Annotated in this window: 23 protein-coding genes; 7 read left to right on the forward strand and 16 right to left on the reverse strand. The window is 68.8% G+C overall.

Annotation, left to right across the window (positions count from 1 at the left end):
- Nucleotides 1–115: 115 nt before the first annotated feature.
- The 5 genes from pyrE to AB0D04_RS31995 form a co-directional block, all read right to left on the reverse strand.
- On the reverse strand, nt 116–658 hold the full coding sequence (gene pyrE, locus AB0D04_RS31975) for an orotate phosphoribosyltransferase (protein WP_362710425.1): 543 nt from the start codon (nt 656–658) through the stop codon (nt 116–118).
- Between the two features lie 10 nt (nt 659–668).
- Nucleotides 669–1,517, reverse strand: a complete 849-nt coding sequence (locus AB0D04_RS31980; RefSeq protein ID WP_362710426.1) for an aldose 1-epimerase — start codon at nt 1,515–1,517, stop codon at nt 669–671.
- 74 nt (nt 1,518–1,591) lie between these two features.
- Nucleotides 1,592–2,551: an SRPBCC domain-containing protein gene (locus tag AB0D04_RS31985; protein ID WP_362710428.1), complete on the reverse strand. Its 960-nt coding sequence runs from the start codon at nt 2,549–2,551 to the stop codon at nt 1,592–1,594.
- Nucleotides 2,552–2,663: 112 nt separating this feature from the next.
- Nucleotides 2,664–4,472 (reverse strand): polyamine aminopropyltransferase, encoded by a 1,809-nt coding sequence (locus AB0D04_RS31990; RefSeq protein WP_362710430.1) that lies wholly within the window; start codon nt 4,470–4,472, stop codon nt 2,664–2,666.
- A gap of 213 nt (nt 4,473–4,685) precedes the next feature.
- Nucleotides 4,686–5,207, reverse strand: a complete 522-nt coding sequence (locus AB0D04_RS31995; protein ID WP_362710432.1) for a DUF2617 family protein — start codon at nt 5,205–5,207, stop codon at nt 4,686–4,688.
- An 877-nt stretch (nt 5,208–6,084) separates the two neighbouring features.
- Between AB0D04_RS31995 and AB0D04_RS32000 the strand changes: the two genes are divergently transcribed.
- A complete protein-coding gene (locus AB0D04_RS32000; protein WP_362710434.1) occupies nt 6,085–7,278 on the forward strand; it encodes a pyridoxal phosphate-dependent aminotransferase in 1,194 nt (397 codons plus the stop codon).
- A gap of 35 nt (nt 7,279–7,313) precedes the next feature.
- Here the strand turns inward: AB0D04_RS32000 and AB0D04_RS32005 are convergent, their stop codons facing one another.
- The gene (locus AB0D04_RS32005) at nt 7,314–7,505 is read right to left on the reverse strand and encodes a hypothetical protein (protein WP_362710436.1); all 192 of its coding nucleotides are present in this window, start codon (nt 7,503–7,505) and stop codon (nt 7,314–7,316) included.
- Between the two features lie 12 nt (nt 7,506–7,517).
- Between AB0D04_RS32005 and AB0D04_RS32010 the strand changes: the two genes are divergently transcribed.
- Complete coding sequence (locus AB0D04_RS32010; RefSeq protein ID WP_362710438.1) at nt 7,518–7,667, forward strand: hypothetical protein; 150 nt, start codon at nt 7,518–7,520, stop codon at nt 7,665–7,667.
- Between the two features lie 185 nt (nt 7,668–7,852).
- On the opposite strand, the gene AB0D04_RS32015 is transcribed toward AB0D04_RS32010, so the two are convergent.
- The 6 genes from AB0D04_RS32015 to clpB all read right to left on the reverse strand — a co-directional run bounded on the left by AB0D04_RS32015 (nt 7,853) and on the right by clpB (nt 14,237).
- Nucleotides 7,853–8,569 carry a hypothetical protein gene (locus AB0D04_RS32015; RefSeq protein WP_362710441.1) on the reverse strand — a complete coding sequence of 239 codons (717 nt, stop codon included), beginning with the start codon at nt 8,567–8,569 and terminating at the stop codon, nt 7,853–7,855.
- 84 nt (nt 8,570–8,653) lie between these two features.
- Nucleotides 8,654–9,013 (reverse strand): hypothetical protein, encoded by a 360-nt coding sequence (locus tag AB0D04_RS32020; RefSeq protein WP_362710511.1) that lies wholly within the window; start codon nt 9,011–9,013, stop codon nt 8,654–8,656.
- 7 nt (nt 9,014–9,020) lie between these two features.
- Nucleotides 9,021–10,046: a hypothetical protein gene (locus AB0D04_RS32025; RefSeq protein ID WP_362710443.1), complete on the reverse strand. Its 1,026-nt coding sequence runs from the start codon at nt 10,044–10,046 to the stop codon at nt 9,021–9,023.
- Nucleotides 10,043–10,639, reverse strand: a complete 597-nt coding sequence (locus tag AB0D04_RS32030) for a hypothetical protein (RefSeq protein WP_362710445.1) — start codon at nt 10,637–10,639, stop codon at nt 10,043–10,045. Before AB0D04_RS32030 ends, AB0D04_RS32025 begins: the two co-directional genes overlap by 4 nt.
- 292 nt (nt 10,640–10,931) lie before the next feature.
- Nucleotides 10,932–11,468 (reverse strand): YbjN domain-containing protein, encoded by a 537-nt coding sequence (locus AB0D04_RS32035; RefSeq protein ID WP_362710447.1) that lies wholly within the window; start codon nt 11,466–11,468, stop codon nt 10,932–10,934.
- A 123-nt stretch (nt 11,469–11,591) separates the two neighbouring features.
- Nucleotides 11,592–14,237 (reverse strand): ATP-dependent chaperone ClpB, encoded by a 2,646-nt coding sequence (gene clpB / locus AB0D04_RS32040; protein ID WP_362710450.1) that lies wholly within the window; start codon nt 14,235–14,237, stop codon nt 11,592–11,594.
- A 164-nt stretch (nt 14,238–14,401) separates the two neighbouring features.
- On the opposite strand from clpB, the gene AB0D04_RS32045 reads away from it, so the two are divergent.
- From AB0D04_RS32045 to AB0D04_RS32055, 3 genes are all read left to right on the forward strand, one after another.
- On the forward strand, nt 14,402–14,983 hold the full coding sequence (locus AB0D04_RS32045; RefSeq protein WP_362710453.1) for a Uma2 family endonuclease: 582 nt from the start codon (nt 14,402–14,404) through the stop codon (nt 14,981–14,983).
- A 49-nt stretch (nt 14,984–15,032) separates the two neighbouring features.
- Nucleotides 15,033–15,437, forward strand: coding sequence for a pyridoxamine 5'-phosphate oxidase family protein (locus tag AB0D04_RS32050; RefSeq protein WP_362710456.1), 405 nt, complete (start codon nt 15,033–15,035; stop codon nt 15,435–15,437).
- Between the two features lie 495 nt (nt 15,438–15,932).
- The gene (locus tag AB0D04_RS32055; protein WP_362710459.1) at nt 15,933–16,337 is read left to right on the forward strand and encodes a hypothetical protein; all 405 of its coding nucleotides are present in this window, start codon (nt 15,933–15,935) and stop codon (nt 16,335–16,337) included.
- Between the two features lie 135 nt (nt 16,338–16,472).
- On the opposite strand, the gene AB0D04_RS32060 is transcribed toward AB0D04_RS32055, so the two are convergent.
- The 4 genes from AB0D04_RS32060 to dnaK are packed head-to-tail and all read right to left on the reverse strand — an operon-like array spanning nt 16,473 to nt 20,696.
- A complete protein-coding gene (locus AB0D04_RS32060; protein ID WP_006604632.1) occupies nt 16,473–16,925 on the reverse strand; it encodes a helix-turn-helix domain-containing protein in 453 nt (150 codons plus the stop codon).
- A 1-nt stretch (nt 16,926) separates the two neighbouring features.
- Complete coding sequence (gene dnaJ / locus AB0D04_RS32065) at nt 16,927–18,105, reverse strand: molecular chaperone DnaJ (RefSeq protein WP_362710462.1); 1,179 nt, start codon at nt 18,103–18,105, stop codon at nt 16,927–16,929.
- Between the two features lie 48 nt (nt 18,106–18,153).
- A complete protein-coding gene (gene grpE / locus AB0D04_RS32070) occupies nt 18,154–18,840 on the reverse strand; it encodes a nucleotide exchange factor GrpE (protein ID WP_362710465.1) in 687 nt (228 codons plus the stop codon).
- Nucleotides 18,837–20,696, reverse strand: a complete 1,860-nt coding sequence (dnaK, locus tag AB0D04_RS32075; protein ID WP_362710468.1) for a molecular chaperone DnaK — start codon at nt 20,694–20,696, stop codon at nt 18,837–18,839. The genes grpE and dnaK overlap by 4 nt, the downstream gene beginning before the upstream one ends.
- A 350-nt stretch (nt 20,697–21,046) precedes the next feature.
- Here dnaK and AB0D04_RS32080 point away from each other — a divergent pair, with 350 nt between their 5' ends.
- Nucleotides 21,047–23,314, forward strand: coding sequence for a (Fe-S)-binding protein (locus tag AB0D04_RS32080; RefSeq protein WP_362710471.1), 2,268 nt, complete (start codon nt 21,047–21,049; stop codon nt 23,312–23,314).
- Between the two features lie 107 nt (nt 23,315–23,421).
- Nucleotides 23,422–24,252, forward strand: coding sequence for a trypsin-like serine protease (locus tag AB0D04_RS32085; RefSeq protein ID WP_362710474.1), 831 nt, complete (start codon nt 23,422–23,424; stop codon nt 24,250–24,252).
- Nucleotides 24,253–24,276 lie beyond the last annotated feature (24 nt).

The raw sequence follows: 24,276 nt of genomic DNA on the forward strand, positions 1-24,276 counted from the left end.
GGCCCCGCACCCCCCATCCGGCCTACTTCAAATGGGGGGGTCGGTTTCACGTGAAACCGACCGCCCTCTGTGAAAGCCGCAGGTCAGAGCCGTGACTCTGCCTCCCGGACCGTGCTCAGCCCAGGCCCAGGTCGCCGAGCTGGTATCCGGTGATGTACGGAAGGCCCGCCTCGGCGATGGCCGAGGCCGCACCACGGTCCACGATCGTCGCCACCGCAACGACCTCGGCGCCCGCCTCGCGCGCGGCCTCGACGGCGGTCAGCGGCGAGCCGCCGGTGGTGGAGGTGTCCTCGACGACCAGCACCCGGCGGCCCTTGATGTCCGGACCCTCGATACGGCGCTGCATCCCGTGGGCCTTCTGCGCCTTGCGGACGACGAAGGAGTCCAGCCGCCGGCCGCGCGCCGCGGACGCGTGCAGCATCGACGTCGCGACCGGGTCGGCGCCCAGCGTCAGCCCGCCGACGGCGTCGTAATCCAGGTCCGCGGTGATGTCCAGCATCAGCTGCCCGACCAGCGGCGCGGCCTCGCCGTCCAGGGTGATCCGGCGCAGGTCGATGTAGTAGTCGGCTTCCTTGCCGGAGGAAAGCGTCACCTTGCCGTGCACCACGGCCTTGTCCTTGATCTGCTGCAGCAGCTCGCCGCGCACGTCGTCACTCATGGCCATGAGCTTAGGACAGCGTCCGCCAGCTCCACGTCGTGGAGATCTCCAGCGGATCGATCGGCGTGACCAGGCGCGGCAGCGTATTGAGCCCGTTCGGCGGGCCGGACTGCGGCTCCACGCACACCGCCGCCTCCTGCTCGTCGTAGATCACGACCCACTCGGCGTGGCTGGTCACCTTCAGCTGGAGCCGGCCCGGCCAGGTGAGCGTGACGTGCACGCCCCGCGGCATCCCGAAGCAGTCGTCCCACGGCCCCGGCTTCGGCGGGATCCGGCGGCCGGTCGGGAGGTGGTCCGCGCCCCGCTCCTCCTGCCACTCGGCCGCGAAGTCGACGCTGACCTCCGTGCCGCCGTCCCCCAGGTTCCGCCGGAACCACGGGTGCCAGCCGGCCTGCGCCGGGAAGGAGTCGCCGATCGTCTCGACGCACATGGTGAGGGTGAGCGAGCCGCCGTCCTCGGCGAGCTCGACCTGCTGGGTGACCGTGCCCGGGTACGGCCAGGGGGCGGCCGGATCGGCGAGATCGTAGGTGAAGACGGCCGCCGACGCGCTCGACCGGGCGGTGCGCCAGCGGACGTGGCGGCCGGTGCCGTGGATGGCGTGCGGTGCGGCGTCGACCGGCAACTGGTGCAGCTCGCCGCCGTTGCGGAAGCGACCGTGGTCGGTCCGGCCGCACCACGGGACCATGGGGAAGCTGCCGTACTTGTCGCCCTGCCGCAGCAGCTCCAGGCCGCCGACGCGGAGGCTGCCGAGGCGGCAGCCGTTGTCCGGATGGACGGTCACTTCGGCATCTCCGGCGGCCAGTCGTACGCCGTCCGACCGCGTCCGCGACGCGCTCTGCGTGGTGTTGTCGGTGCTCACGGCACGACCCTAGCGGTGGGCCGGGCGCACGGCACCGACGCCATCGCCGACCGGCCCCGCCCCGGCCACCGCGCTCAGCGGCGGCGGCGCAGCACCCGGCCGACGACGACGGCCGAGGCCAGTACCACCGCCGCTGCGGGCGCCGCCCAGCGCAGCGTCGCCGAGGCGGTGTTCACCTCCGGCGGCGGCACCGGGGCGTACCGTCCGCGCGGCGGCGCATGGTCGACCTCCTCGGCGCTGCGCCCGATCATCGTCCGGCGAGCGTGCGCGGCCTCGACGGGCGCCCCGTCCTCGGCATCGCCGTCGTACGCGTGGTCCGCGTCCCGCGCCGCCTCGCCGTCGAGCGCCGCATCCACGTCATCGAGGTCGTGCACATCGCCCGTCTCGTCCACGTCCCCCGCCGCGTCCGGATCGCTCCGGGGATCGAGCGACGGCGGTGGCACCTCGGCCTCGAAGATCCCCTGACCGGACGGCTCCGCACCGGACGGCTCCGCATCCGACGGCTCCGCATCCGACGGCTCCGCACCGGGCGGCTCCGCACCGGGCGCGGCCTCGGGCCGGGCCTCCACCGGGTGCGCCTCCAGATCCGCCGCCAGGTTCTCCGCGAACCGGTCGAGCAGCCGGCGGCCCGCGGTCTCGGCGGACCGGTCGCTGACCTCGGCGAGCCGGCCGTCGCTGCGCAGCGCACCGGAGCAGACCAGCGTCGTACCGGGGCCGGGCTCGGTGGCCGGGGTCAGCCGTACGGTCAGCGTCAGCGCGACCGCGCCCTCGCCACGCGCCTCCGTACCCTTCGCCTCGAAGATCAGCGCGGCCTCACCGGAGGCGGCTCTGCCCCCCTCGTCGGCGATGGTCAGCGTGCCGCGATAGGTGATGGTGGAGCTGCCGATACGCAGCCGCAGGCGGCCCTCGGGAATGTGCGGGGCCGCGTCGGCGTCGAGTTGGACTCCCGGGACACAGCGCGCCACCCGCTCCGGCTCGGTGAGCGCCTGCCGCACGGTCCCGACGGGAAACGGAACGAACACCTCATGCTCCATGGCATGGACCCTACCCAGCACCCCCCGGACCGTGTCCGCTGCCGCACGACTTTCTGCGCACCCGCGCCGGGCCGCCCGCGCCACCGGCCCCGGGGCGGACTCGGCCCCGCTTTCACTCCCGATAGCGCGGATGCATCAGCGTGGACGGCTGTAGGGAGGGGATCCGGCCGGCGGCCGCCCCGCGTTCGTCGGCCCGTAGCCCCTTGAGGGTGACGCCGGCCAGCGGGGGCGCGTCCGGTGCCAGGCCCAGCCGGGGCGGATGCCGCGCGGCCAGCACAAAGCCCCAGAACTTGATCCGTGCCGTGGCCTGCGCGTCGGTTCCGGCCACCGGCGCACGCGACGCCGGCGGACCGTCCGGCCCGATCAGGCCGACGGCACGGTCGGGGGCACCGGAGAAGTCGGCGAACCGCCCGGGGACGCGGTACGGAACGGTTGCCAGGCCCACCGACCGCACCGTCGCCTCCACCGTCCAATACGACCGCGGCCGCTGCGTCGGCGCCCCGGCGTGCACCGCCAGCCGCCCTCCGGGGGCCAGCATCCGCGCGGCGAGGCCGTAGAACTCCTGCGAGTAGAGCTTGGTGCTGGCGGTGATCCCGGGGTCGGGGAGGTCGGAGATGACGACGTCGTAGGGCCCGCCCGACCCGCGGCCGCTCCCCGACTCGCGGCTTGCCCCCGATCCTCGATTTCTCCCCGGCTCGCGGCTTCCCCCCGGCCCTCGGCCCCGCCCGAACTCCCGCAGCCAGTCGAAGGCGTCCTCCGTCACCGTGTGCACCCGGGGGTCGCTCAGCGAGTGGCAGTTGAGGTTGGCGAGACCGAAGTCCGTACGGGCCAACTTCACGACACCTGGGTCGAGTTCGACGACGGTCACCGAGCGGACCGCGCGGTAGCGGAGAATCTCGCGGACCGCCAGGCCGTCGCCACCGCCGAGGACCAGTACCCGGCCGTGCGGGCCGCCCGCCATCGCCGGGTGCACCAGCGCCTCGTGGTAGCGGTACTCGGTGTCCGCGCTGACCCGCAGACGGCCGTCCAGATACAGCTCGAGCGGTCGGCCGGAACCTTTCCTCCCCCGCCCCGCACCGGCTCCACCCCCCGTACCGCCCGTCAACACCACCTCCTGGACGCCGGTCTGCACCGCGACCCGTACCGCCGCCCCGTACACCGCACGCCGGGCGGCCCGTTCGAAGGACGAGGCCAGCAGCATGCCGGTGGCCAGCAGCGCGAGCACCAGCACATTGACCAGGAGCAGCAGCCGGCGCGAGCGGGTGCTCAGATCGCGGCGGAACAGCCACAGCACCAGCGCGCCGCCCGCCACCGCATTGACCGCGCCGGTGACCAGCGCACCGGTCAGCTGGCCGAGCCGGGGCAGCAGCAGAAACGGAAAGGCCAGCCCGCCGACGAGCGCGCCGACATAGTCCGCGGCGAAGAGATCGGCGACCGCACCGCCCGCGTCCTGCCGGCGCACCCGCTGGATCAGCGTCATCAGCAGCGGCACCTCGGCGCCGATCAGGACCCCGATGGCCAGGGAGAAGCCGACGAGCGCGGAGCGGGACTGGCCGAACCAGGCGAAGCAGGCGTACAGCGCCATCGCGGAACCTCCGCCGACCAGCGCGAGGAGCGTCTCGACCGCGCCGAAGCCGACCGCCGCCCGGCAGCGCAGCCGCTTGGCGAGCAGCGCTCCGATGCCCATGGCGAAGACCATGAGGGACAGCACGACCGACGCCTGGGTGACGGAGTCGCCGACCAAGTACGTGGCCAGCGCGACCAGTTCGAGCTCGTAGACCAGGCCGCAGGCGGCGCAGACGAAGACGACGGCGAGGACGAGCAGACGGCCGAGCCCGGACGGCACGGGCAGCCGCGCCGGCTCCATGGCCTCCGACGGCCCGAGGGCATCGGAGAGAGCGGGCTCTGGCGGGTCGATCATGAAATGAACGCTACGTGACGATTCCGTACGCTTTTGTCACCCACACGAGTGCAGTCTCCGTTCTACACACGACCATTGCCGTCCATCTGGTTATGCACGGGGCATGTCGCCATGCACAGGGCATATGTGCTTCTCGCGCCGAGGACAGCAGGGCACCCCCTTCGGGGTGTGCACAGCCGACGACACGGGGCACGCGCCCTGCCGGACCCGCGTCTAGACGGCCGCGACCGTCGCCCGTACGCCCACCCGCGTCCGGGTGGCCACCAGCCGGCCCTCCTGCGGATACGCGTGCCAGGTCCGCCAGCGCACCTGGCCGTGCTGACGCTGCGCCAGCATCGCGGTGAACGCATGGGGCGAGCCGGGGAACGTCCCCGCAAGGCCGTACGGATGCTCGGCGACCAGCGCGAGCAGTTCCTGCGCGCGCCCCGCGAACGAGCCGCGCGACAGGATCTCCACATGCGCGGCGAATTCGTACTCCCAGTCGCCCAGCCGCTTGGCCACACCGAGCGGCAGCGGCGTACTGCTGCCCGGCATACAGGCGACCGTCTCGGAACAAGTGCCGTGCTCCTCCTCGAGAAGCACCTGGTGAGACGCCCCGAGCAGCCTCAACTGCACCTGTGCGTCATCAAGTTGGAGATCGAGTACCGCCAGGGCCGGCAGGGGTTCCCTGCCCAGAGCCCAGGCCAGGTCACAGGCACGGGTATCGGTGTACGCCGTCTTCAGAGTGGTGAGCATGGGTCGGCTCCGCAAACACGCAGTGGAATGGTGGGCCGGCCCGCCCGAGAAGGATCAGGGATGTACGACTGCCTGCCGGCTCGTGCCCACGTGGGATGCGAGAACTGGGGGATTCTCTAGGGAGAGGGAATCATGGATGGCAGGTCGACCACAGCCGTTTTACCCATCTTCGATGGCTTTCCATCCCGTAGAGGGCCCCCCAGTTCAGTTGTTCAACACCCAAGCGCCCAGCGGGTGTTGACCTTGTGTTCACTGCCCGCCGGGCGCATATGCGGTCAAGCATGAGCCGTGCGCATGTGTGCAGTTCGGGAGGGCCGCGGCGGTCGCCAAGGGGCCGCCGCGAGGGGGGACGGGACGGCCCCCGGAAGAGCTCCGGTACGGCCGTCGGTCACGCCCGTACGGCTACCTCGGCAGCCCCCGCCGCCCCGTCGAGCCTCCCTCGGCTCAGGAGCCCCCACCGCCCCCGCCGCAGCCACCCCCGCCACCGCCGCCTCCCCCGCAGGAGGAGCCACCGCCGCAGGAGGAGCCACCGCCGCAGGAGGAGCTGCCGCAGCTGCTGCCCGATCCGCAGCCACCGCCGCCACCACCGGCGTACCACGAGCCCGAGCGCCGCCGCTTACGGCCACCACCACTCCGCGACGCCAGGGACACCAGCCCCACAACCACCACGAAGATCACTATGAACACCATGAAACCCACCTGCCTCACACTCCTTTCGTTCCCCCGAAGCGAGGCATCGCTCCGTCCAGCGCCTCGTGCGCCGCTGACCGCCCTCGTCGGCGGTCGTCCAGGTCTCTTGTGCGGGGCTGATGCCCGGGTCCGGGCGGGCGCAAAGCACAGTTGAGGAAGTCCAGAGGTTCGGCGGAGGATGGCGCGCATGGACCGACCGCTGCTCAATCGCCGCCTCGCCGAATTCGGCACCACGATCTTCGCCGAAATGTCGGCACTCGCCGTCCGGACCGGCTCCATCAACCTGGGCCAGGGCTTCCCCGACACCGACGGCCCGGAGGAGGTCAGAGAGGCAGCGGTCCGTGCACTGCGCGACGGCCGCGGAAACCAGTACCCGCCCGGCCCCGGCGTCCCCGAACTGCGTACCGCCGTCGCCGCCCACCAGGAGCGCTTCTACGGCCACCTCGGCCTGTCCTACGACCCCGACACCGAGGTCCTGGTCACCGCGGGAGCCACCGAGGCCATCGCCGCCGCGCTCCTCGCCCTCCTCGAACCGGGCGACGAGGTCATCGCCCTGGAGCCGTACTACGACTCCTATGCCGCCTGCATCGCCCTGGCGGGCGGCCGCCGGGTCCCGGTAACCCTGCGCGCGGACCCGGACTCGGCCTCGTACCACCTCGACCTCGACGAGCTCCGCGACGCCGTCACCGACGACACCCGCCTCATCCTCCTCAACACCCCGCACAACCCCACCGGGACCGTTCTCACCCGGGCCGAACTCGCCGCGATCGCCGAACTGGCCGTGGAACGCAACCTCTTGGTCATCACCGACGAGGTCTACGAGCACCTGCTCTTCGAGGGCGAGCACATCCCTCTCGCCTCATTCCCCGGCATGCGCGACCGCACGGTCACCATCTCCTCCGCCGGCAAGACCTTCTCCTTCACCGGCTGGAAGGTCGGCTGGGTCACGGCGAGTCCGGCCCTGATCACGGCCGTCCGCTCGGCGAAGCAGTTCCTCACCTACGTCTCGGCCGGCCCCTTCCAGTACGCCGTCGCCGAGGCCCTCGCCCTCCCCGACGCGTACTACACCGCCCTGCGCGACGATCTCCGCGGCAAGCGCGACATCCTGGCGGACGGCCTCGCCGACGCCGGATTCCAGGTCTTCCGCCCCTCCGGCACCTACTTCATCACCACCGACATCCGCCCCCTCGGCGCTGTGCGGTCCGAAGAGGGGGACGGCTTCGCCTTCTGCCGCGCCCTCCCGGAGCGGGCCGGGGTCGTCGCCATCCCGAATGCGGTCTTCTACGACCACAAGGAGCAGGGGGCGCCGTACGTCCGCTTCGCCTTCTGCAAGCAGGAGGAGGTCCTGCGGGAGGCGGTCGGGCGGCTTCGGAAGCTCTGAGTTTTCTGGGGCCGCCGGGGTGTGACGTTCGGCCGCTACATCCCGCATTTCTCGGACGGGGGCGCTTTCGGGTCCGGTGCCACCGGCGGCTCTTTCCAGTCACCGTAGAAATAGTCGTAGAGGTCCCGGAGATAGGCGTAGAGGCGATCATCCGCCCAGAAGGAGACGTTTGCCATGGCGGCCCGCTCGTCCGAGGAGACGGACCGCTCACGAAGCAGGTACTCCAACGCTTCACGCAAATGCTGGGCGAAAGGCGACTTCGGGTTTCGGGCGATGCCGGGCTTGAAAATTTGGACGTCATCGATGAACTCAACATTGAGCCCGGACCTGAAGAATCGACCAACCCCGTCTTCAGCGGAGAAAAAAATGCGGGATACTCGATGGCCTGAAGTTCTTCGAGAACATCTCCGCCTCATCTGGTGTGCGCTTTGCGCGACTCCGGGAACATGGTCACCTTCGTCACCATAGGCAGTCGCCCGGCGAGGGTGATGCGATTCGGGGAAGATCCTCTGGCCGGCCCGGGGGGACCGGCCAGAAACTCCAGTCAAGGGAGAAAAGTCCTCCCCTGAGCTGCTTACTGGGGGGCGACCGGCATGGCGTCGAAGTCCTCGAAGAGGTAGGCATAGACCTGCGCGAGGTACGCCCTCAGCTCCCGCTGGTCGGGGAATTTCACATACGTCAGACCGAACCACTGCTCCACCGTCAGAGGCTCGTTCGCCACCAGGTGCATCAGCCCTGTGCGAATCGTGTCCTGGTAGTCGGGCCAGGACAGGTCGAACGTCTCGCGCAGCATGCCAAGATCGTCGACTGCCTCTACGCCGAGAATTCCGGCGCAGAAATTCACCAGGCGACGGTCGACGCCGGGTACCTCCAGCCCCAGTTCGGCCAGCGGGACGGTGACCGGGTCGATTTCCTCGTAGCCTCCCGGGTACGGGTACAGCGTGGCGTTCCGCAGATCGGCGTCGTTCTCCGGCCCGTCCTCGCTCTCCAATTCCCCGGCCGGGCGATAGACGCCGTAGAGCAGGCCGCGTGTGGAGAAGTCCGCATAGACGTAGTTCAGCTCGCCATCGGGGCCGTATGGCCGACGCGGGTCGATCGTGATCGCGGTGACCTTCCCCAGGCAGTCCTCCCCCTCGCCGTAGACGGCCTCGAACGGCAGGATCGGCGAGAGATCGTGATTCTTCAGCGCCGCCTCACGCAGGGCGTCGTCCGCCTGGACCATGGCCTCCTCGGAATCGAACCGAGTGGCCCACGGGCCGGTGCGCGGTGGCAATTCGTCGCGCATTGTCATGAAGCGGAGACTCCGTCCATCGAGAGTTCGAGCTGATCGAGCGTGGCCAATCTTCCCACGGGAGAACCTTGGCGCGGCGGGTCGTCACACATAGCCGGGCGGCGGGACTTCATCTGGCTCCTCCGGTGGTTCCTTGCGGTCGCCGTAGAAGTAGTCGTACAGCTCCTGCAGATAGGCATACAGAAGGTCATCGCGCCAGAAGTTGACGCTGGTCAGTTTGTACCAATCCCCTACGGTGGCAGACCGCTCACGAAGCAGGTACTCCAACGCTTCGCGCAGATTCCGGGCGTCCGGCGATTCAGGGTTTCGGACGATGTGCGACTTGTAAATAGGCACGTCATCCATGAACTCAATATTCAGGCCGAACTCGAAGAATTTACCAACCGAACCCACTTCCGCGAAGAAGTGCGGGATACTCGATGGGTCGAATTTTTCAGAGTACATACGCACCTCACTTATTGAATATTTTTACCGGCTCCGGGAACATGGTCACCAATTTGTGCCCACCATTCCCGTCCGGTGCATATATCGCCTTTATCTTCGCATGCTGAAAATCTACCGGTTTATAGTTGATGCTCTGGTCAGCATCATCATTCACCGGATTATCCGGATCGATGTAGAATCCGCGGAATTTGTCCCGGTGATCACCAGGACCCCAGGCATCTTCGGGTGAGAAAACGACTGCATGTCTGTCGGAGTTGGGAATTTGCGTTCTGTCGCCGTCTATTCTCCCCCTGGCGTGCTCATCGGCATACATGAACGCTTCACCTTGATCCTGCTTGAAGCCCGTGGAGTAGGAGTCACACTTGTGCCTCTTGCTCGGGTGGTCGGCATCCATGTACGCAGCCTCCCCCAATCGCTCCTTGGCATTGGGGCCGTGCACCGGGTCGACCTTCCTCTCACTCTGCACATAGCCGTCTTGGTAGGGGATACGCCATTTACCGTCGTCGTCTTTGAGCAGCTTGTCATTAGCGTCCCGGGGCCCAGCCGGCCTGCCCAGCCGCTCCTTCAGCATGTCATCGGTCGGATCGAGATGCCGCTGCGGACCGTGCCCCTGCCGCCGGAGGTCACTGATGCGTTCGGGGATGCGTTTCTTGTACTTGTCACGGAGGTCGTCCTCGTTGAGCACCCGGTCGCCGAGTTTCAACTTGGGCGCATCCCGGTCGTCCTGGTGCCGCTTCATGCTTTTGCGTATCGCCTCTTCGGCGTCATCGATGTTCTTCTTGGTGATGTCCAGCCCGTGCCCGATCGACCGGTGCCCCCTGGCCATCGCCTTGGACATGTCCGTGATCATCGAGTCGATGATCGGGCGGACCGCCTTTTGGACGATCATCCCGAACTTGCCCTTGCCGAGCAGTTTGCCGCGCGTCTTGGAGTCCAGGTTGCTGCTGTGGCTCTCCACCTTCTTCGCATGCTCATGGGCTTCCTTGGCCGCCTTCGCCAAGTGGTCGGGGTGTGCCTTGAATCCCTTGCTCATGCGGCACCCCCCGCAGCGCCCAGCGCGGCGTCAACGCCCTTGAAGACAAGGCCGGAGACGGCTTTCTCGATCTCGGCCTGGAACGGCTCGATCGCCATGGAGACGAGTTCGGCGAGGAGGACGTCCTCGATTTCCTGGATGACGGCTCTGATGATGCGTTTGCCGATTTCGATGGCCGCTGCCTCGGCGGCTGCGGCGATACCCAGTGTCGCGACTGTCGCGGCCGCTGCCGCCGCCATCTCGACGGCGGTGATGACGAGTTGAGCGATGACCACACCCTTGGCCACGACCACGCCGGTGGCCGCGATCTCCAGTGCCGTGGCCAGGACCTCGCAGCAATTGGTCAGGGCCGTGTGGTGCTCACCGGACACCTGATTCCAACGGCTGAGCAGTGCGTCGTAGGACGCGCCCTCGTAGGCGTCCGCGAGTCCTTTCAGCGTGGAGTCCAGCCCGCTGTGCCCCTCCGCGAGGTTCTGGCCGAATTCCCGTACGTGACCGGCCCACGCGCGCAGTTCGTCCTCGTCGATGTCGGGCCATTCCAGGCCCATCAGATCCATGATCCAGACGACTTCACTAGGCAGCTCGATCGACACCGCCGGCCTCCCCCTCAGCTCCGCGTCCGTCCAACACCGTGTCTACGGACGTGTGATGTGGGAGCAAGGTTCCACCCCCGATCGAAATCGATCAAGTTTGATCGGGAATGCGGGCGACCTCTGACCTGCTTTTTAGGGAGCGGGAGCGGGCACGGGCGCGAACGGCGGTCGGTGCGGTCGCCGTAGAAGTACTCGTGGACCTCGATGTCGGCCACGCCCCCACACACAAAGACGCGGGCCCCGGAGCCAATAGCTCCGGGGCCCGCGCAGCCGAGGTGTCGTGCGGCGAGGCTCAGGCCTCGTCGTCACCCCGCTTGTCGTCGGCGTCGCCTTCGATCTCGGCCTCGAGGCCGAGCTGCTCGACGAGCCACTTGTCGAATTCGATCGAGGCGCGGACCCAGCTGACCGTGCTCGACACAAAGTGCTCGAGCGAGACACCGGTGCCGATCAGCATCGATGCCTCACCGATCAGACGGACCGTGCCGTCGTCGTGGGTGTGGGTGTAGGCCTTGGGCCACAGCGTCCGGCGGTTCCAGTCGTCGATCGCCTCCAGCAGCTTCGACTTGTCGTCGATGCCGTGGGCGCGGTCGTAGAACGTGCGGACGGAGAAGATCTGCTGCTCCTCCTCGCCGCGGAACATGAAGTACGTGCGGAACTGCTCCCACGGGGCGGCGAGGTCACCCTCCTCGTCGACTACGTACTTCAGCTCCATCTGGTCGAGGAGCTGCTTGACCAGGTCCTGGTCAGGCACGACGGGACCATCAGGCCCCGACGGCTCGGGTTCGGGCTGGCCCCCGAAATTCGGAATCGAGGACGGGTCGATGCTCACCGTGGAATTCCCTTCGTATGGTCTCTGCCATCCTCCCCCACATACGCCCCGTCGTGGCAAGTGCAGAGCGGACGGGGCAGATGTGGGGGCGTTCGGCGGCGGCACCCGCCGGCGCAGAGGAGGTCAGGCCGCGGTCCTGGCGGGGGCGACGGAGAGGCGGTCGCCGTCCACGTCCACCCGCACCGTGTCCCCGTCCAGCACCTCGCCCGCCAGGATGGCGCGCGCGAGCTGGTCGCCGATGGCCGTCTGGACCAGGCGGCGCAGGGGGCGGGCGCCGTAGGAGAGGTCCGGCGCAGGGGCGTCGAGGACCGGCTCCTTGCCGAGCCAGGAGAGCCAGGCCAGGGCCCGGTCGGTGACGTCCAGGGTGAGGCGGCGGTCGGCCAGGCGGCGCTGGAGGTGGTCGAGCTGGATCCGGGCGATCCGCTGCAGCTGGTCCGTGCCGAGCGGATGGAAGACCACCACGTCGTCGAGACGGTTGAGGAATTCGGGGCGGAACGAGGCCCGGACCGTCTCCAGCACCTTTTCCTTCTTCTGGTCCTCCTTGAGGAGGGGGTCCATGAGGAAGGTGGAGCCGAGGTTGGAGGTCAGGATGAGGATGGTGTTGCGGAAGTCGACCGTGCGGCCCTGGCCGTCGGTGAGGCGGCCGTCGTCGAGGACCTGGAGGAGGACGTCGAAGACCTCGGTGTGGGCCTTTTCGACCTCGTCGAGGAGGATCACGCTGTAGGGGCGGCGGCGGACGGCTTCGGTGAGCTGGCCGCCCTCCTCGTAGCCGACATAGCCGGGCGGCGCGCCGACCAGCCGGGCGACGGAGTGCTTCTCGCCGTACTCCGACATGTCGATCCGGACCATCGCCCGCTCGTCGTCGAAGAGGAAGTCCGCGAGCGCCTTGGCCAGCTCGGTCTTGCCGACGCCGGTCGGGCCGAGGAAGAGGAACGATCCGGTGGGGCGGTCCGGGTCGGCGATGCCGGCGCGGGTGCGGCGCACCGCGTCGGAGACCGACCGTACGGCCTCGGTCTGGCCGATCAGCCGCTTGCCGATCTCGTCCTCCATGCGCAGCAGCTTCTGCGTCTCGCCCTCCAGGAGACGGCCGGCCGGAATACCGGTCCAGGAGCCGACCACATCCGCGATGTCGTCCGGGCCGACCTCCTCCTTGACCATGGATTCCTTGCCGCCCGCGGCATCCTTGGACGCCTCCTGCTCGGCCTCGGCCGCGGCGGCCTCCTCCAGCTCCCGCTCCAGGCCCGGGATCTCGCCGTACAGCAGCTTGGAGGCGGTGTCGAAGTCGCCGTCGCGCTGGGCACGCTCCGCCTGTCCGCGCAGCTCGTCCAGCTTCTCCTTCAGCTCGCCGACGCGGTTGAGCCCCTGCTTCTCCTTCTCCCAGCGGGCGGTGAGGCCCCGCAGCTCCTCCTCCTTGTCGGCAAGGTCCTTGCGGAGCTTCTCCAGGCGCTGGACGGAGCCCGCGTCGGTCTCGTTCTTGAGAGCCAGCTCCTCCATCCGGAGGCGGTCCACCGCGCGCTGGAGCTCGTCGATCTCCACGGGCGAGGAGTCGATCTCCATACGGAGGCGGGAGGCGGCCTCGTCGACCAGGTCGATGGCCTTGTCGGGGAGGAAGCGGGAGGTGATGTACCGGTCGGAGAGGGTGGCGGCGGCGACCAGGGCGGAGTCGGCGATCTGGACCTTGTGGTGGGCCTCGTAGCGGCCCTTGAGCCCGCGCAGGATCGCCACCGTGTCCTCCACGGTCGGCTCGGCGACCAGCACCTGCTGGAAGCGCCGCTCCAGCGCCGCGTCCTTCTCGATCCGCTCGCGGTACTCGTCGAGGGTGGTGGCGCCGACCATCCGCAGCTCGCCGCGGGCCAGCATCGGCTTGAGCATGTTGCCCGCGTCCATGGACGAGTCGCCGCCGGCGCCCGCGCCCACGACGGTGTGCAGCTCGTCGATGAAGGTGATGATCTGGCCCTCGCTGGACTTGATCTCCGCCAGGACCGTCTTCAGCCGCTCCTCGAACTCGCCGCGGTACTTCGCGCCCGCCACCATCGCGCCCAGGTCCAGCGAGACCAGCCGCTTGTTGCGCAGCGACTCGGGGACGTCGCCCTTGACGATGCGCTGGGCCAGTCCCTCGACGACGGCCGTCTTGCCGACGCCGGGCTCGCCGATCAGCACCGGGTTGTTCTTCGTACGGCGGGAGAGGACCTGCACCACGCGGCGGATCTCATGGTCCCGGCCGATGACGGGGTCGAGCTTGCCCTCGCGGGCCGCCGCGGTGAAGTCCGTACCGAACTTCTCCAGCGCCTTGTACGTGCCCTCCGGGTCGGCGTTGGTCACCCGCTGCCCGCCCCGGCCGGCCTCGAACGCGGCCAGCAGCTTCTTGGCGCCGGCGCCCTGCTGCTCCAGCAGCTCGCCGGCGCGGCCGCCCTTCGCCGCGATACCGATCAGGAGATGCTCGGTGGAGACATATGCGTCGCCGAGCTCGCGGGCGCGCTGGGTGGCGTCCGCGATCGCGGACAGCAGGTCGCGGTCCGGCTGCGGCGGCGCGACGGTCGAACCCTGCACGCTGGGCAGCCCGGCGAGCAGACGCTCGGCGCCGTTGCGCAGCGCGGCGGCATCCGCCTCGACGCTCGCCAGCAGGTCCATGATGTTCTCGTTGTCCTGCCCGGCCAGCAGCGCGAGCAGGAGATGCGCGGACGTCATGTCCGCGTGCCCGGCGGTGACCGCCCGCTCATTGGCGGCGGCCAGCGCTTCCCGGCTCTTGTTGGTCAGCTCGGCGTCCACGGCCCGGTGTCCTCCTCGTGCGCGGTGTTCTGGTGGGTCCTGCACATACCAACGTGCGATAAGTTGAGTCTATTCCACTCAAGGTGCTGCGGGCTGCGTTCCCCTGAGGGTGAACCCAGCCGCTTTCGCCGCCGGGTCGGCGGCTGCGCGGCACGCTCGTGGCCATGTCCACCACGCGCACGTCCGGCGAAGCCGATACCCAGTCCGCCATCCTGCTGGAGATCTTCCTGGAACTGGACGCCGCGTCGCCCGAATGCGTCAGAGCCCAGCTCATCGAGGGCGAGATGGTGGTGACCACGGCCCAGGCCGGCAGGCACGAGCACTGCCTCAGCCGGTTCACCAAGCAGCTGGTACGGCACGACGGGTTCAGCATCTCCGCGCACAAGGGCCTGATCCTTCCGTCATACGGCCCGCATCCCGACAACCACGTGATCCCCGATCTGACGATCGTGGGCCGCCGGGAATTCCGGGGCGCTCCGCCATGGTGGCGGCCCGACCGGGAGCTCAAGATGGTCGTCGAGGCGACGGGCGACCGACCGGAGCTGGACCGCACCGCCAAGCGCCGCACCTACGCCCGCGGGCGCATCCCGCTCTATCTGCTGATCGACCGGGACAGGTCCGCCACCACGCTCTTCCGCGAGCCCTCCGACGGCGACTATCTGGTGCACCACACCGCCGCGTTCGGCAAACCCGTCCCCCTCCCCGCCCCCTTCTCCTTCGACCTCGAGACCACCGACTTCCTCTGACGCCCTCCGACCATGGGCCACCGACGAGGCCCCCTCTACGCTGACCCCCATGGCCCATGACCTCAACGCCCTCACCCCCGAGTACCTCGCCTTCTGGGGCGAGTACCTGATGCCGACCCTCACCACGCTGCGTACGAACGGGACCCCGCACGTCGTTCCCGTAGGCGTCACCTACGACGCCGGGCAGCGGATCGCGCGGATCATCACGCGCAAGGACAGCACCAAGGTCAAGAACGTCCTCGCCGCCGGGGCCGAGGGCGCCACCGTCGCCGTGTGCCAGGTGGACCGTGGCCGCTGGGCGACGCTGGAGGGAATGGCGCAGGTGCGGACGGACGCCGAGTCGGTGGCCGATGCGGTGCGCCGGTACGCCGAACGGTACGGGCGCACGCCGGAGCCGAACCCCGACCGGGTCATGATTGAGATCGCGGTGACCAGGGCGATGGGGCGGGCCTGAAGCCCGTACGGACACCTCTCCGGGCACGGAACCCCTCCGATCCGGACCTGGCTGAAAACGGACGCTCTGCATCCACCCTTGGGCACGCACCTGATACTCAGGAAAAGGAGAAAGACAGAAAAGAAACGGCAGGCACCGAACAGTTCCGCGCCCAAGCAGCATCCAAGCGGACCTTCTCGGCCCTCCTTCGAGCACGAGTCGGCAGCTGGAGGCCCGCATGGCGCAGGCACTGCGCACCGCGATCACTGTTCCCCGAGGTGTTCCCCGGCCCGTTCCCCGCCCGGTTCCTTGCCCTCCAGGACGTACGGAACCGACCCGTCCCTACCCGGCCGCGGAGTCCTGCCCCCGGTGCGGCGGCCAACTCGCCATCAACCAGGACGGCTGGAAGATCTGCCACGCCTGCGGCTATGCCTCGCCACCCGGTACCGCCCCTCCACCCCGAGGCGTCTGCGGGGGTATCGTCGCCCCCACAATCGCCACGCCCCGGAGGGCACGATGAACTCGGTCCGAGTGACGGCGATCGCCTGCCTGATGCCGCTGTCCGAGCTGGACGAGGACCCGTTTCTGGTCGACGACCGCAGCCAGCACGACATGTGCAAACAGTGGGCGGCAGCCCGTGACTACCACCTGACCTGCCGGCTCAGCCTGCACCAACTGCGCGCCGACCACTGCGCGCTGTGGAGCGACGTCGAGGACGGCCTGGTCGATGTGTTCGTGGCGCCCAACCGCCGGGCCCTGGAGAACGCCATCGACGGGGCCGAGGAATTCAGCGCGCGGTGCGCGGCGGCGGGCGTACGCCTGGAGATCGCCGACCTCGACGAGCCGGTCTACACACTGGCGATGAAGTCGCATGTGCACCGACGGCTGTCGATGCCGACGGCCGGATACAACGGCTGCTGACGACACGAGCGCCGCACGGGTACGAAGGCGCACACATACGAAAAGGGCCGGGGAACGAACCCCGGCCCTTTCTCGTACCACGACGTCCTACAAGGCGTCCGGCAAGGCGCCCGGCAGCGACGCCCCACCACGGCCCTACTCGGACCGCTTGGGCCGCCACACCACCAGCGCGCTCGTCTGCTGCACATCCTGATACGGCACCAGATCGCGCCGGTAGGAGGCATGCACCGCCGCCTCCCGCTGCTGCATCGCGCTGGCCGCGCCCTCCAGGGCGCCCTGGAGCTCGGCGACCCGCTGCTGCAGGGCCGCGACCTGGTTCTCCAGCTCGATGATGCGCTTGATGCCGGCGAGGTTGATGCCCTCGTCCTGCGACAACTGCTGCACCGTACGGAGCAGTTCGATGTCCCGGGCCGAATAGCGGCGGCCCCGCCCGGCCGTGCGGTCGGGCGAGACCAGGCCCAGCCGGTCGTACTGACGAAGGGTCTGCGGATGCAGGCCGGAGAGCTGGGCCGCGACGGAGATGACGTACACCGGCGACTCTTCGGTCAGTTCATACGGGTTACGACGCTGCCCGCCCCGGCTGTCCATCTCAAGCTCCCTTCGCGGCCTTGAACAGCTCCGCCCGCGGGTCGGATCCCGCGGTCGCCTCGCGATACGTCTCCAGCGATTCCTTCGCCTTGTCGCTCAGGTCTCCCGGGACCTGCACCTCGATGGTGACCAGCAGATCACCCCGGGTGCCGTCCTTACGGGCCGCGCCCTTGCCGCGGGCGCGCATGGTGCGTCCGTTGGGGGTGCCGGCCGGCAGTTTCAGCGTGACCGGCGGGCCGCCCAGCGTCGGCACCTTGACCTCGCCGCCCAGCGCGGCCTCCGGGAAGGTGACCGGCACCGTGACGGTGAGGTTGTCGCCCTTGCGGCCGAAGACGGGGTGGGCGTCGACATGCACGACGACGTACAGATCGCCCGACGGGCCGCCCTGTTCGCCCGGACCACCCTTGCCGCGCAGCCGGATGCGCTGCCCGTCCGAGACGCCCGCGGGGATACGGACCTGCATGGTGCGGGCGCTCGTCGCGCGCCCGCTGCCCTTGCAGACCTCGCAGGGGTCCTGGGCGATCAGGCCCCGGCCCTTGCAGTCGGCGCACGGGTCGGTGAGCGAGAAGCCGCCGCCCGCGCCCCGGCTGACCTGGCCGGTGCCGACACAGGTCGGGCAGACCCGAGGAGTACCGTTTTTGTCGCCGGTGCCCGAACACGGCTTGCACGGCGCCTTGCTGGACATCCGCAGCGGGACCGTGGCCCCGTCGACCGCCTCGGTGAAGCTGAGCGTCACCTCGGACTCGACGTCCTGGCCCCGCCGCGGCTGCGTACGGGTGCCCGCGCCGCCCCGGTTGAACAGGCCGCCGAAGACATCCCCGAGCCCGCCGCCGAAGCCGCCGCCGCCCTGCGTGCCGCCGCCCTGGGAACCCCCGAAGAGGTCACCCAGGTCGAAGTTGAACGAGCCGCCGCCGGCGCCGGGGCCGGGCCGGAACCCGCCGTTGCCGAACAGGGCGCGCGCCTCGTCGTACTCCTTGCGGCGCTTGGGGTCGCCCAGGACGTCGTTGGCCTCGGAGATCTCCTTGAAGCGCTCCTCGGCCCTGTCGTCGCCCTTGTTGGCGTCCGGGTGGTTCTCGCGGGCGAGCTTCCGGTACGCCTTCTTGATCTCCGCCTCGGTGGCGTCCTTCGGGACGCCGAGGACCTTGTAGTAGTCCTTCTCCACGAAGTCCTTGGTGCTCATCCCCGACGTCCCTCCTTCCACGCGGTTATCTGCTGCTGCGTCCTCACGTCAGCCCTCGTCCGGGCCACCGCTCTCCTCGTCCGAAGCCTTGGTGTCCTCTTCGGAGGCGGACTTGGCGTTCTGCGCGCCCGGCTGCGGCTCGGCGACGGCGACCCGCGCGGGGCGGATCGTTCGCTCACCGATGCGATACCCGGGCTGCAGGATCGCCACGCACGTGGTCTCTGTGACATCCGGTGCGTACGAATGCATCAGCGCCTCGTGGATCGTCGGGTCGAAGGGCTCGCCCTCCTTGCCGAACTGCTGCAGACCCAGCTTGGCGACCACGGTCTCCAGCGATTCGGCCACCGACTTGAAGCCGCCGACCAGTTCGCCGTGCTCGCGGGCACGGCCGATGTCGTCGAGGGAGGGAAGGAGTTCGGACAGGACATTCGCCGCGGCGATCTCCTTGACCGTGACCCGGTCCCGCTCCACCCGACGGCGGTAGTTCTGGTACTCCGCCTGGAGCCGCTGGAGGTCCGCGGTGCGCTCGTTGAGCGCCGAACGGGCCTGGTCCAGCTGCGCCTGGAGCGCTACGTCCGGTACGTCCCCGGCCGGGGCCGAGCCCGCCTTGTCGGCGGACTCGGCCTTCTGCGCCGCGTCTTCGGGCGCGGCAGAAGTGGTCCCCTCCTCGCCGAGGGGGGGCGAGGTGGGAGGGACGTCAGGCTTCTCGTCGAAGCCCGGGGTCTCCTCCGTCACGCGGCACCATCCTTCTTGGGCTTCTCGTCGTCGATGATCTCGGCGTCGACGACATCGTCCTCGGGCTTGGCCTGCTCGCCGGCGGCGGCACCTTCGGCGTCACCCGCGGCCGCACCGGCGGCCTGGGCGTCGGCGTACATGGCCTGGCCCAGCTTCTGCGAGACGGCCGCGACCTTCTCGGTGGCGGTGCGGATCTCGGCCGTGTCCTCGCCCTTGAGCTTCTCCTTCAGCTCATTGACGGCTTCCTCGACCTCGGTCTTCACCTCGGCGGGGACCTTGTCCTCGTTGTCCTTGAGGAACTTCTCCGTCTGGTAGACGAGCTGCTCGCCCTGGTTACGGGCCTCGGCGGCCTCGCGGCGGCGGTGGTCCTCGTCCGCGTACTGCTCGGCCTCCTGGCGCATCCGGTCGACCTCGTCCTTCGGCAGCGAGGAGCCGCCGGTGACGGTCATCTTCTGCTCCTTGCCCGTGCCAAGGTCCTTGGCCGTGACGTGCATGATGCCGTTGGCGTCGATGTCGAAGGACACCTCGATCTGCGGGACGCCACGCGGGGCCGGCGGCAGACCGGTCAGCTCGAACATCCCGAGCTTCTTGTTGTACGCCGCGATCTCGCGCTCGCCCTGGTAGACCTGGATCTGCACGGAGGGCTGGTTGTCCTCGGCGGTGGTGAAGATCTCGGACCGCTTGGTCGGGATCGTCGTGTTCCGCTCGATGAGCTTGGTCATGATGCCGCCCTTGGTCTCGATACCAAGCGACAGCGGCGTGACGTCCAGGAGGAGAACGTCCTTGACGTCACCCTTGAGGACACCGGCCTGGAGGGTGGCGCCGCGGGCGACGACCTCGTCCGGGTTGACGCCCTTGTTGGCGTCCTTGCCGCCGGTCAGCTCCTTGACGAGCTCGGCGACGGCCGGCATACGGGTCGAGCCGCCGACCAGGACCACGTGGTCGATCTCGGACAGGTTGATACCCGCGTCCTTGATGACGTTGTGGAACGGGGTCTTGCAGCGCTCCAGGAGGTCCGCGGTCAGCTGCTGGAACTGCGCCCGGGTGAGCTTCTCGTCCAGGTGCAGCGGGCCCTCGGCGGAGGCGGTGATGTAGGGCAGGTTGATCGAGGTCTCGGTGGACGAGGACAGCTCGATCTTCGCCTTCTCAGCGGCCTCGCGGAGGCGCTGGAGGGCCATCTTGTCCTTGGCCAGGTCGACGCCGTGGCCGTTGCTGAACTGCTTGACCAGGTAGTCGACGACGCGCTGGTCCCAGTCGTCACCACCGAGGTGGTTGTCACCGTTGGTGGCCTTCACCTCGACGACGCCGTCGCCGATCTCCAGCAGCGAGACGTCGAAGGTGCCGCCACCGAGGTCGAAGACCAGAATGGTCTGGTCTTCCTTCTCGAGGCCGTAGGCCAGGGCGGCCGCCGTCGGCTCGTTGACGATGCGCAGGACGTTCAGGCCCGCGATCTCGCCGGCCTCCTTGGTGGCCTGACGCTCGGAGTCGTTGAAGTAGGCAGGAACGGTGATGACCGCGTCCACAACCTTCTCGCCCAGGTACGACTCGGCGTCGCGCTTGAGCTTCTGCAGGATGAAGGCGCTCATCTGCTGCGGGTTGAAGCCCTTGCCGTCGATGTCGATCTTCCAGTCGGTGCCCATGTGGCGCTTCACCGACCGGATGGTCCTGTCGACGTTGGTGACCGCCTGGCGCTTGGCGACCTCGCCGACCAGCACTTCACCATTCTTGGCGAAGGCGACAACGGACGGCGTGGTCCTGGCGCCCTCGGCGTTGGTGATGACGGTGGGCTCACCGCCTTCGAGAACACTGACGACGGAGTTCGTCGTGCCCAGGTCGATGCCGACCGCACGTGCCATTTCAATTCCTCCAGCTGACTTGAGTGGAACAGGCTCAAGAGTGCAACACCCAGGAAATCCTGTCAACAGACCTGAGTCGGGTCCACTCAAGTTTTATATGAGCCTTATCCTCACCAGGGCGTTTGTAAGGACGCGAGGAGAATGAGGACGGTTGCCCGGGACTCCGGACGACGACCCGAACGTCCTGAGGGTTGCCTGCGCGACACAGATCACCGGCCGTGCGGCTTCATGGGGCCCCCGAACCTGGGTAACCTCAGGCCCAGACCCGAAAAGTTACCGCTTAGTAGTTCCGTAACCGTTCTCGCTCATCCGCTCAAGATTCCCGCTCTCGCAGGCCCGAGGAGCCACCCATGCAACTCGCCGCGATCATCGTGTCGCTGGTCCTAATCGCGGTCGGCGTCGCGCTGTTCGGCCGTGCCATCCTGCAGATCTTCCGCTTCATGCGGCTCGGCCAGTCCGTGCCCGCAGGCACCCGGACGCAAGACCCCGCGCAGCGCACCGTCACGGTGGTCAAGGAGTTCCTCGGCCACACCCGCATGAACCGCTGGGGCATCGTCGGCGTGGCGCACTGGTTCGTGGCGGTGGGCTTCTTCTCGCTGCTGCTGACGATCGTCAACGCCATCGGGCAGCTCTTCAAGGCCGACTGGCTCCTGCCGATCATCGGTGAGTGGGCGCCGTACAACGTCTTCGTCGAGTTCCTCGGCACGATGACGGCGCTGGGCATCCTGACCCTCATCGTCATCCGGCAGCTGAACAGGCCGGACAAACCGGGCCGCAAGTCCCGCTTCGCGGGCTCCAACATCGGCCAGGCGTACTTCGTCGAGGCCGTGATCCTCATCGTCGGCGTCTGCATCTTCATGCTGCACGCGCTCGAAGGCGCCCAGCACCACGTGGACGGCTACGAGGCCTCGTTCTTCGTCTCGTACCCGGTGGTCTCGTGGCTGGAGGGGATGGACGTCTCCACGCTCCAGACCCTCACGTACTTCTTCGCCGGCCTGAAGATCGCGACCTCCTTCATCTGGATGATCACGGTCGCCCTGAAGACGGACATGGGTGTCGCCTGGCACCGCTTCCTGGCCTTCCCCAACATCTGGTTCAAGCGCGAGGCATCCGGTGACGTGGCGCTCGGCGCGCTGCAGCCGATGACCAGCGAGGGCAAGGCGATCGACTTCGAGGACCCGGGCGAGGACGACCAGTTCGGCGTCTCCCAGGTCGAGCACTTCTCCTGGAAGGGCCTGCTCGACTTCTCCACCTGCACCGAGTGCGGCCGCTGCCAGTCGCAGTGCCCCGCCTGGAACACCGGCAAGCCGCTCTCCCCCAAGCTGCTGATCATGGCGCTGCGCGACCACGCACACGCCAAGGCCCCCTACCTGCTGGCGGGCGGCGGCAAGGACGCGGAGGGCGAGGAGAAGGCCACCGAGGAGCAGCTCAAGGACGTCCCGGCGGCGGCCCTCGCCGAGGCCGAGCGCCCGCTGATCGGCACCCTCGAAGAGAACGGCGTCATCGACCCCGACGTCCTGTGGTCCTGCACCACCTGCGGCGCCTGCGTCGAGCAGTGCCCGGTCGACATCGAGCACATCGACCACATCGTCGACATGCGCCGCTACCAGGTGATGATCGAGTCCTCGTTCCCGTCCGAGGCGGGCACGATGCTCAAGAACCTGGAGAAGAAGGGCAACCCCTGGGGCCTGGCCAAGAAGCAGCGCCTGGCATGGACCAAGGAGGTCGACTTCGAGGTCCCGGTCGTCGGCAAGGACATCGAGGACCTGACCGAGGTCGAGTACCTCTACTGGGTCGGCTGCGCCGGCGCCCTCGAGGACCGCGCCAAGAAGACCACGAAGGCCTTCGCGGAGCTGCTGCACATCGCCGGCGTCAAGTTCGCCATCATGGGCGGCGACGAGAAGTGCACCGGTGACTCGCCGCGCCGCCTGGGCAACGAGTTCCTCTTCCAGCAGCTCGGCGCCGAGAACGTCGCCAGCCTCAACGCCGCCTTCGGCGAGGACGACGAGGACGAGTCGACCAAGAAGCCGAAGTCGTCCAAGAAGATCGTCGCGACCTGCCCGCACTGCTTCAACACCATCGCGAACGAGTACCCGCAGCTCGGCGGCGAGTACGAGGTCATCCACCACACGCAGCTGCTGCAGCACCTGGTGGACGAGGGCAAGCTCGTCCCCGTCACCCCGGTCGAGGGTCTGATCACCTACCACGACCCCTGCTACCTCGGCCGCCACAACAAGGTCTACACACCCCCGCGCGAGATCATCGCCAAGGTGCCGGGCCTGCGGAACGAGGAGATGCACCGCCACAAGGAGCGCGGCTTCTGCTGTGGCGCCGGTGGTGCCCGGATGTGGATGGAAGAGCGCATCGGCAAGCGCATCAACAACGAGCGCGTCGACGAGGCCCTTTCCCTCAACCCGGACATCGTCTCCACCGCCTGCCCGTTCTGCCTCGTCATGCTGACGGACTCCGTCAACGGCAAGAAGAACGACGGCAAGGCCAAGGAGTCCATCCAGGTCGTCGACGTGGCCCAGCTCCTCCTGGATTCCGTCAGGACCCCGCTCGACCCCACGGACGAAGCGGAGTCGGAGGACGCTCCGGAGCCGGAGCCGGTGAAGTAGCGCCGCTCTCTCCCTGACCTACGGCCGGTCCCGCTCGCTGCGGGGCCGGCCGTCGGCGTTCCGGGATACGGAACCCGTACGGCTCCCTCGTCCTCTCCCCGAACGTCATGACTACGCACCACACGGCCCGGCTGCGCGCCGGCCTTCTGATCCTCCCCGCCCTGGCCGCCCTCCTCACGGGCTGCGGCGCCCCGCCACCCCCTTCCACGGCCGGCGGCCCCCTCCCCTTCGTCGGCGTCCTCACCAGCGACAACGACCACTGGTGTACGGCGAGCGTGGTCGACAGCCCCGGCCGGAACCTGCTCGCCACCGCCGCCCACTGCGTCTACTTCCACAAAGAGGACGAGGCGGACGGCTACGAGGCCGGGCCCTTCAAGGGCGACCTCCGCTTCGCCCCGCAGTTCTCGGGGGCCGGGTCCGGGTCCCCTTCCCCTTCGCCATCCGCCCGCTACCCGTACGGGACGTGGAAGGTCACCGCCCTCCACGTCCACACCCTGTGGAAGGACGACAACGACGACCAGGGCGACTACGCCTTCCTCACCGTCGCCCCCGACAAGCACGGCCGCCGCATCCAGGACGTCGTCGGCGCCGCCGCCCCCGACTGGTCCTCGTCCCCGCGCCGCCGCGTCACCGTCACCGGCTACCCCAACGAGGACCACAACCCCCGCAACCGCCCCGTCTCCTGCACCACCCGCACCCGCCGCGACCCCGACGAGCCGTACATGATCCGTATGGAATGCCCCGGCTTCTGGCCCGGCACCAGCGGCGGCCCCTGGCTCGCGGACCACCGGGACGCGGTTCGTCCCGGCCGCCTCATCGGCGTCCTGAGCGGCGGCGACACGGACCGCGAATCGGTCGCGGTGCTCTTCGACCGGCGGGCGCGCGCGCTGTACGAGCGGGCGGTACGGGGCCGCGGCGGCAGCGTGGTCCGGGGCTGAGGCGACGGCGCGGGGCCGGCAGAG

The sequence above is a fragment of the Streptomyces sp. NPDC048483 genome, assembly GCF_040651455.1.
GTDB lineage: Bacteria > Actinomycetota > Actinomycetes > Streptomycetales > Streptomycetaceae > Streptomyces.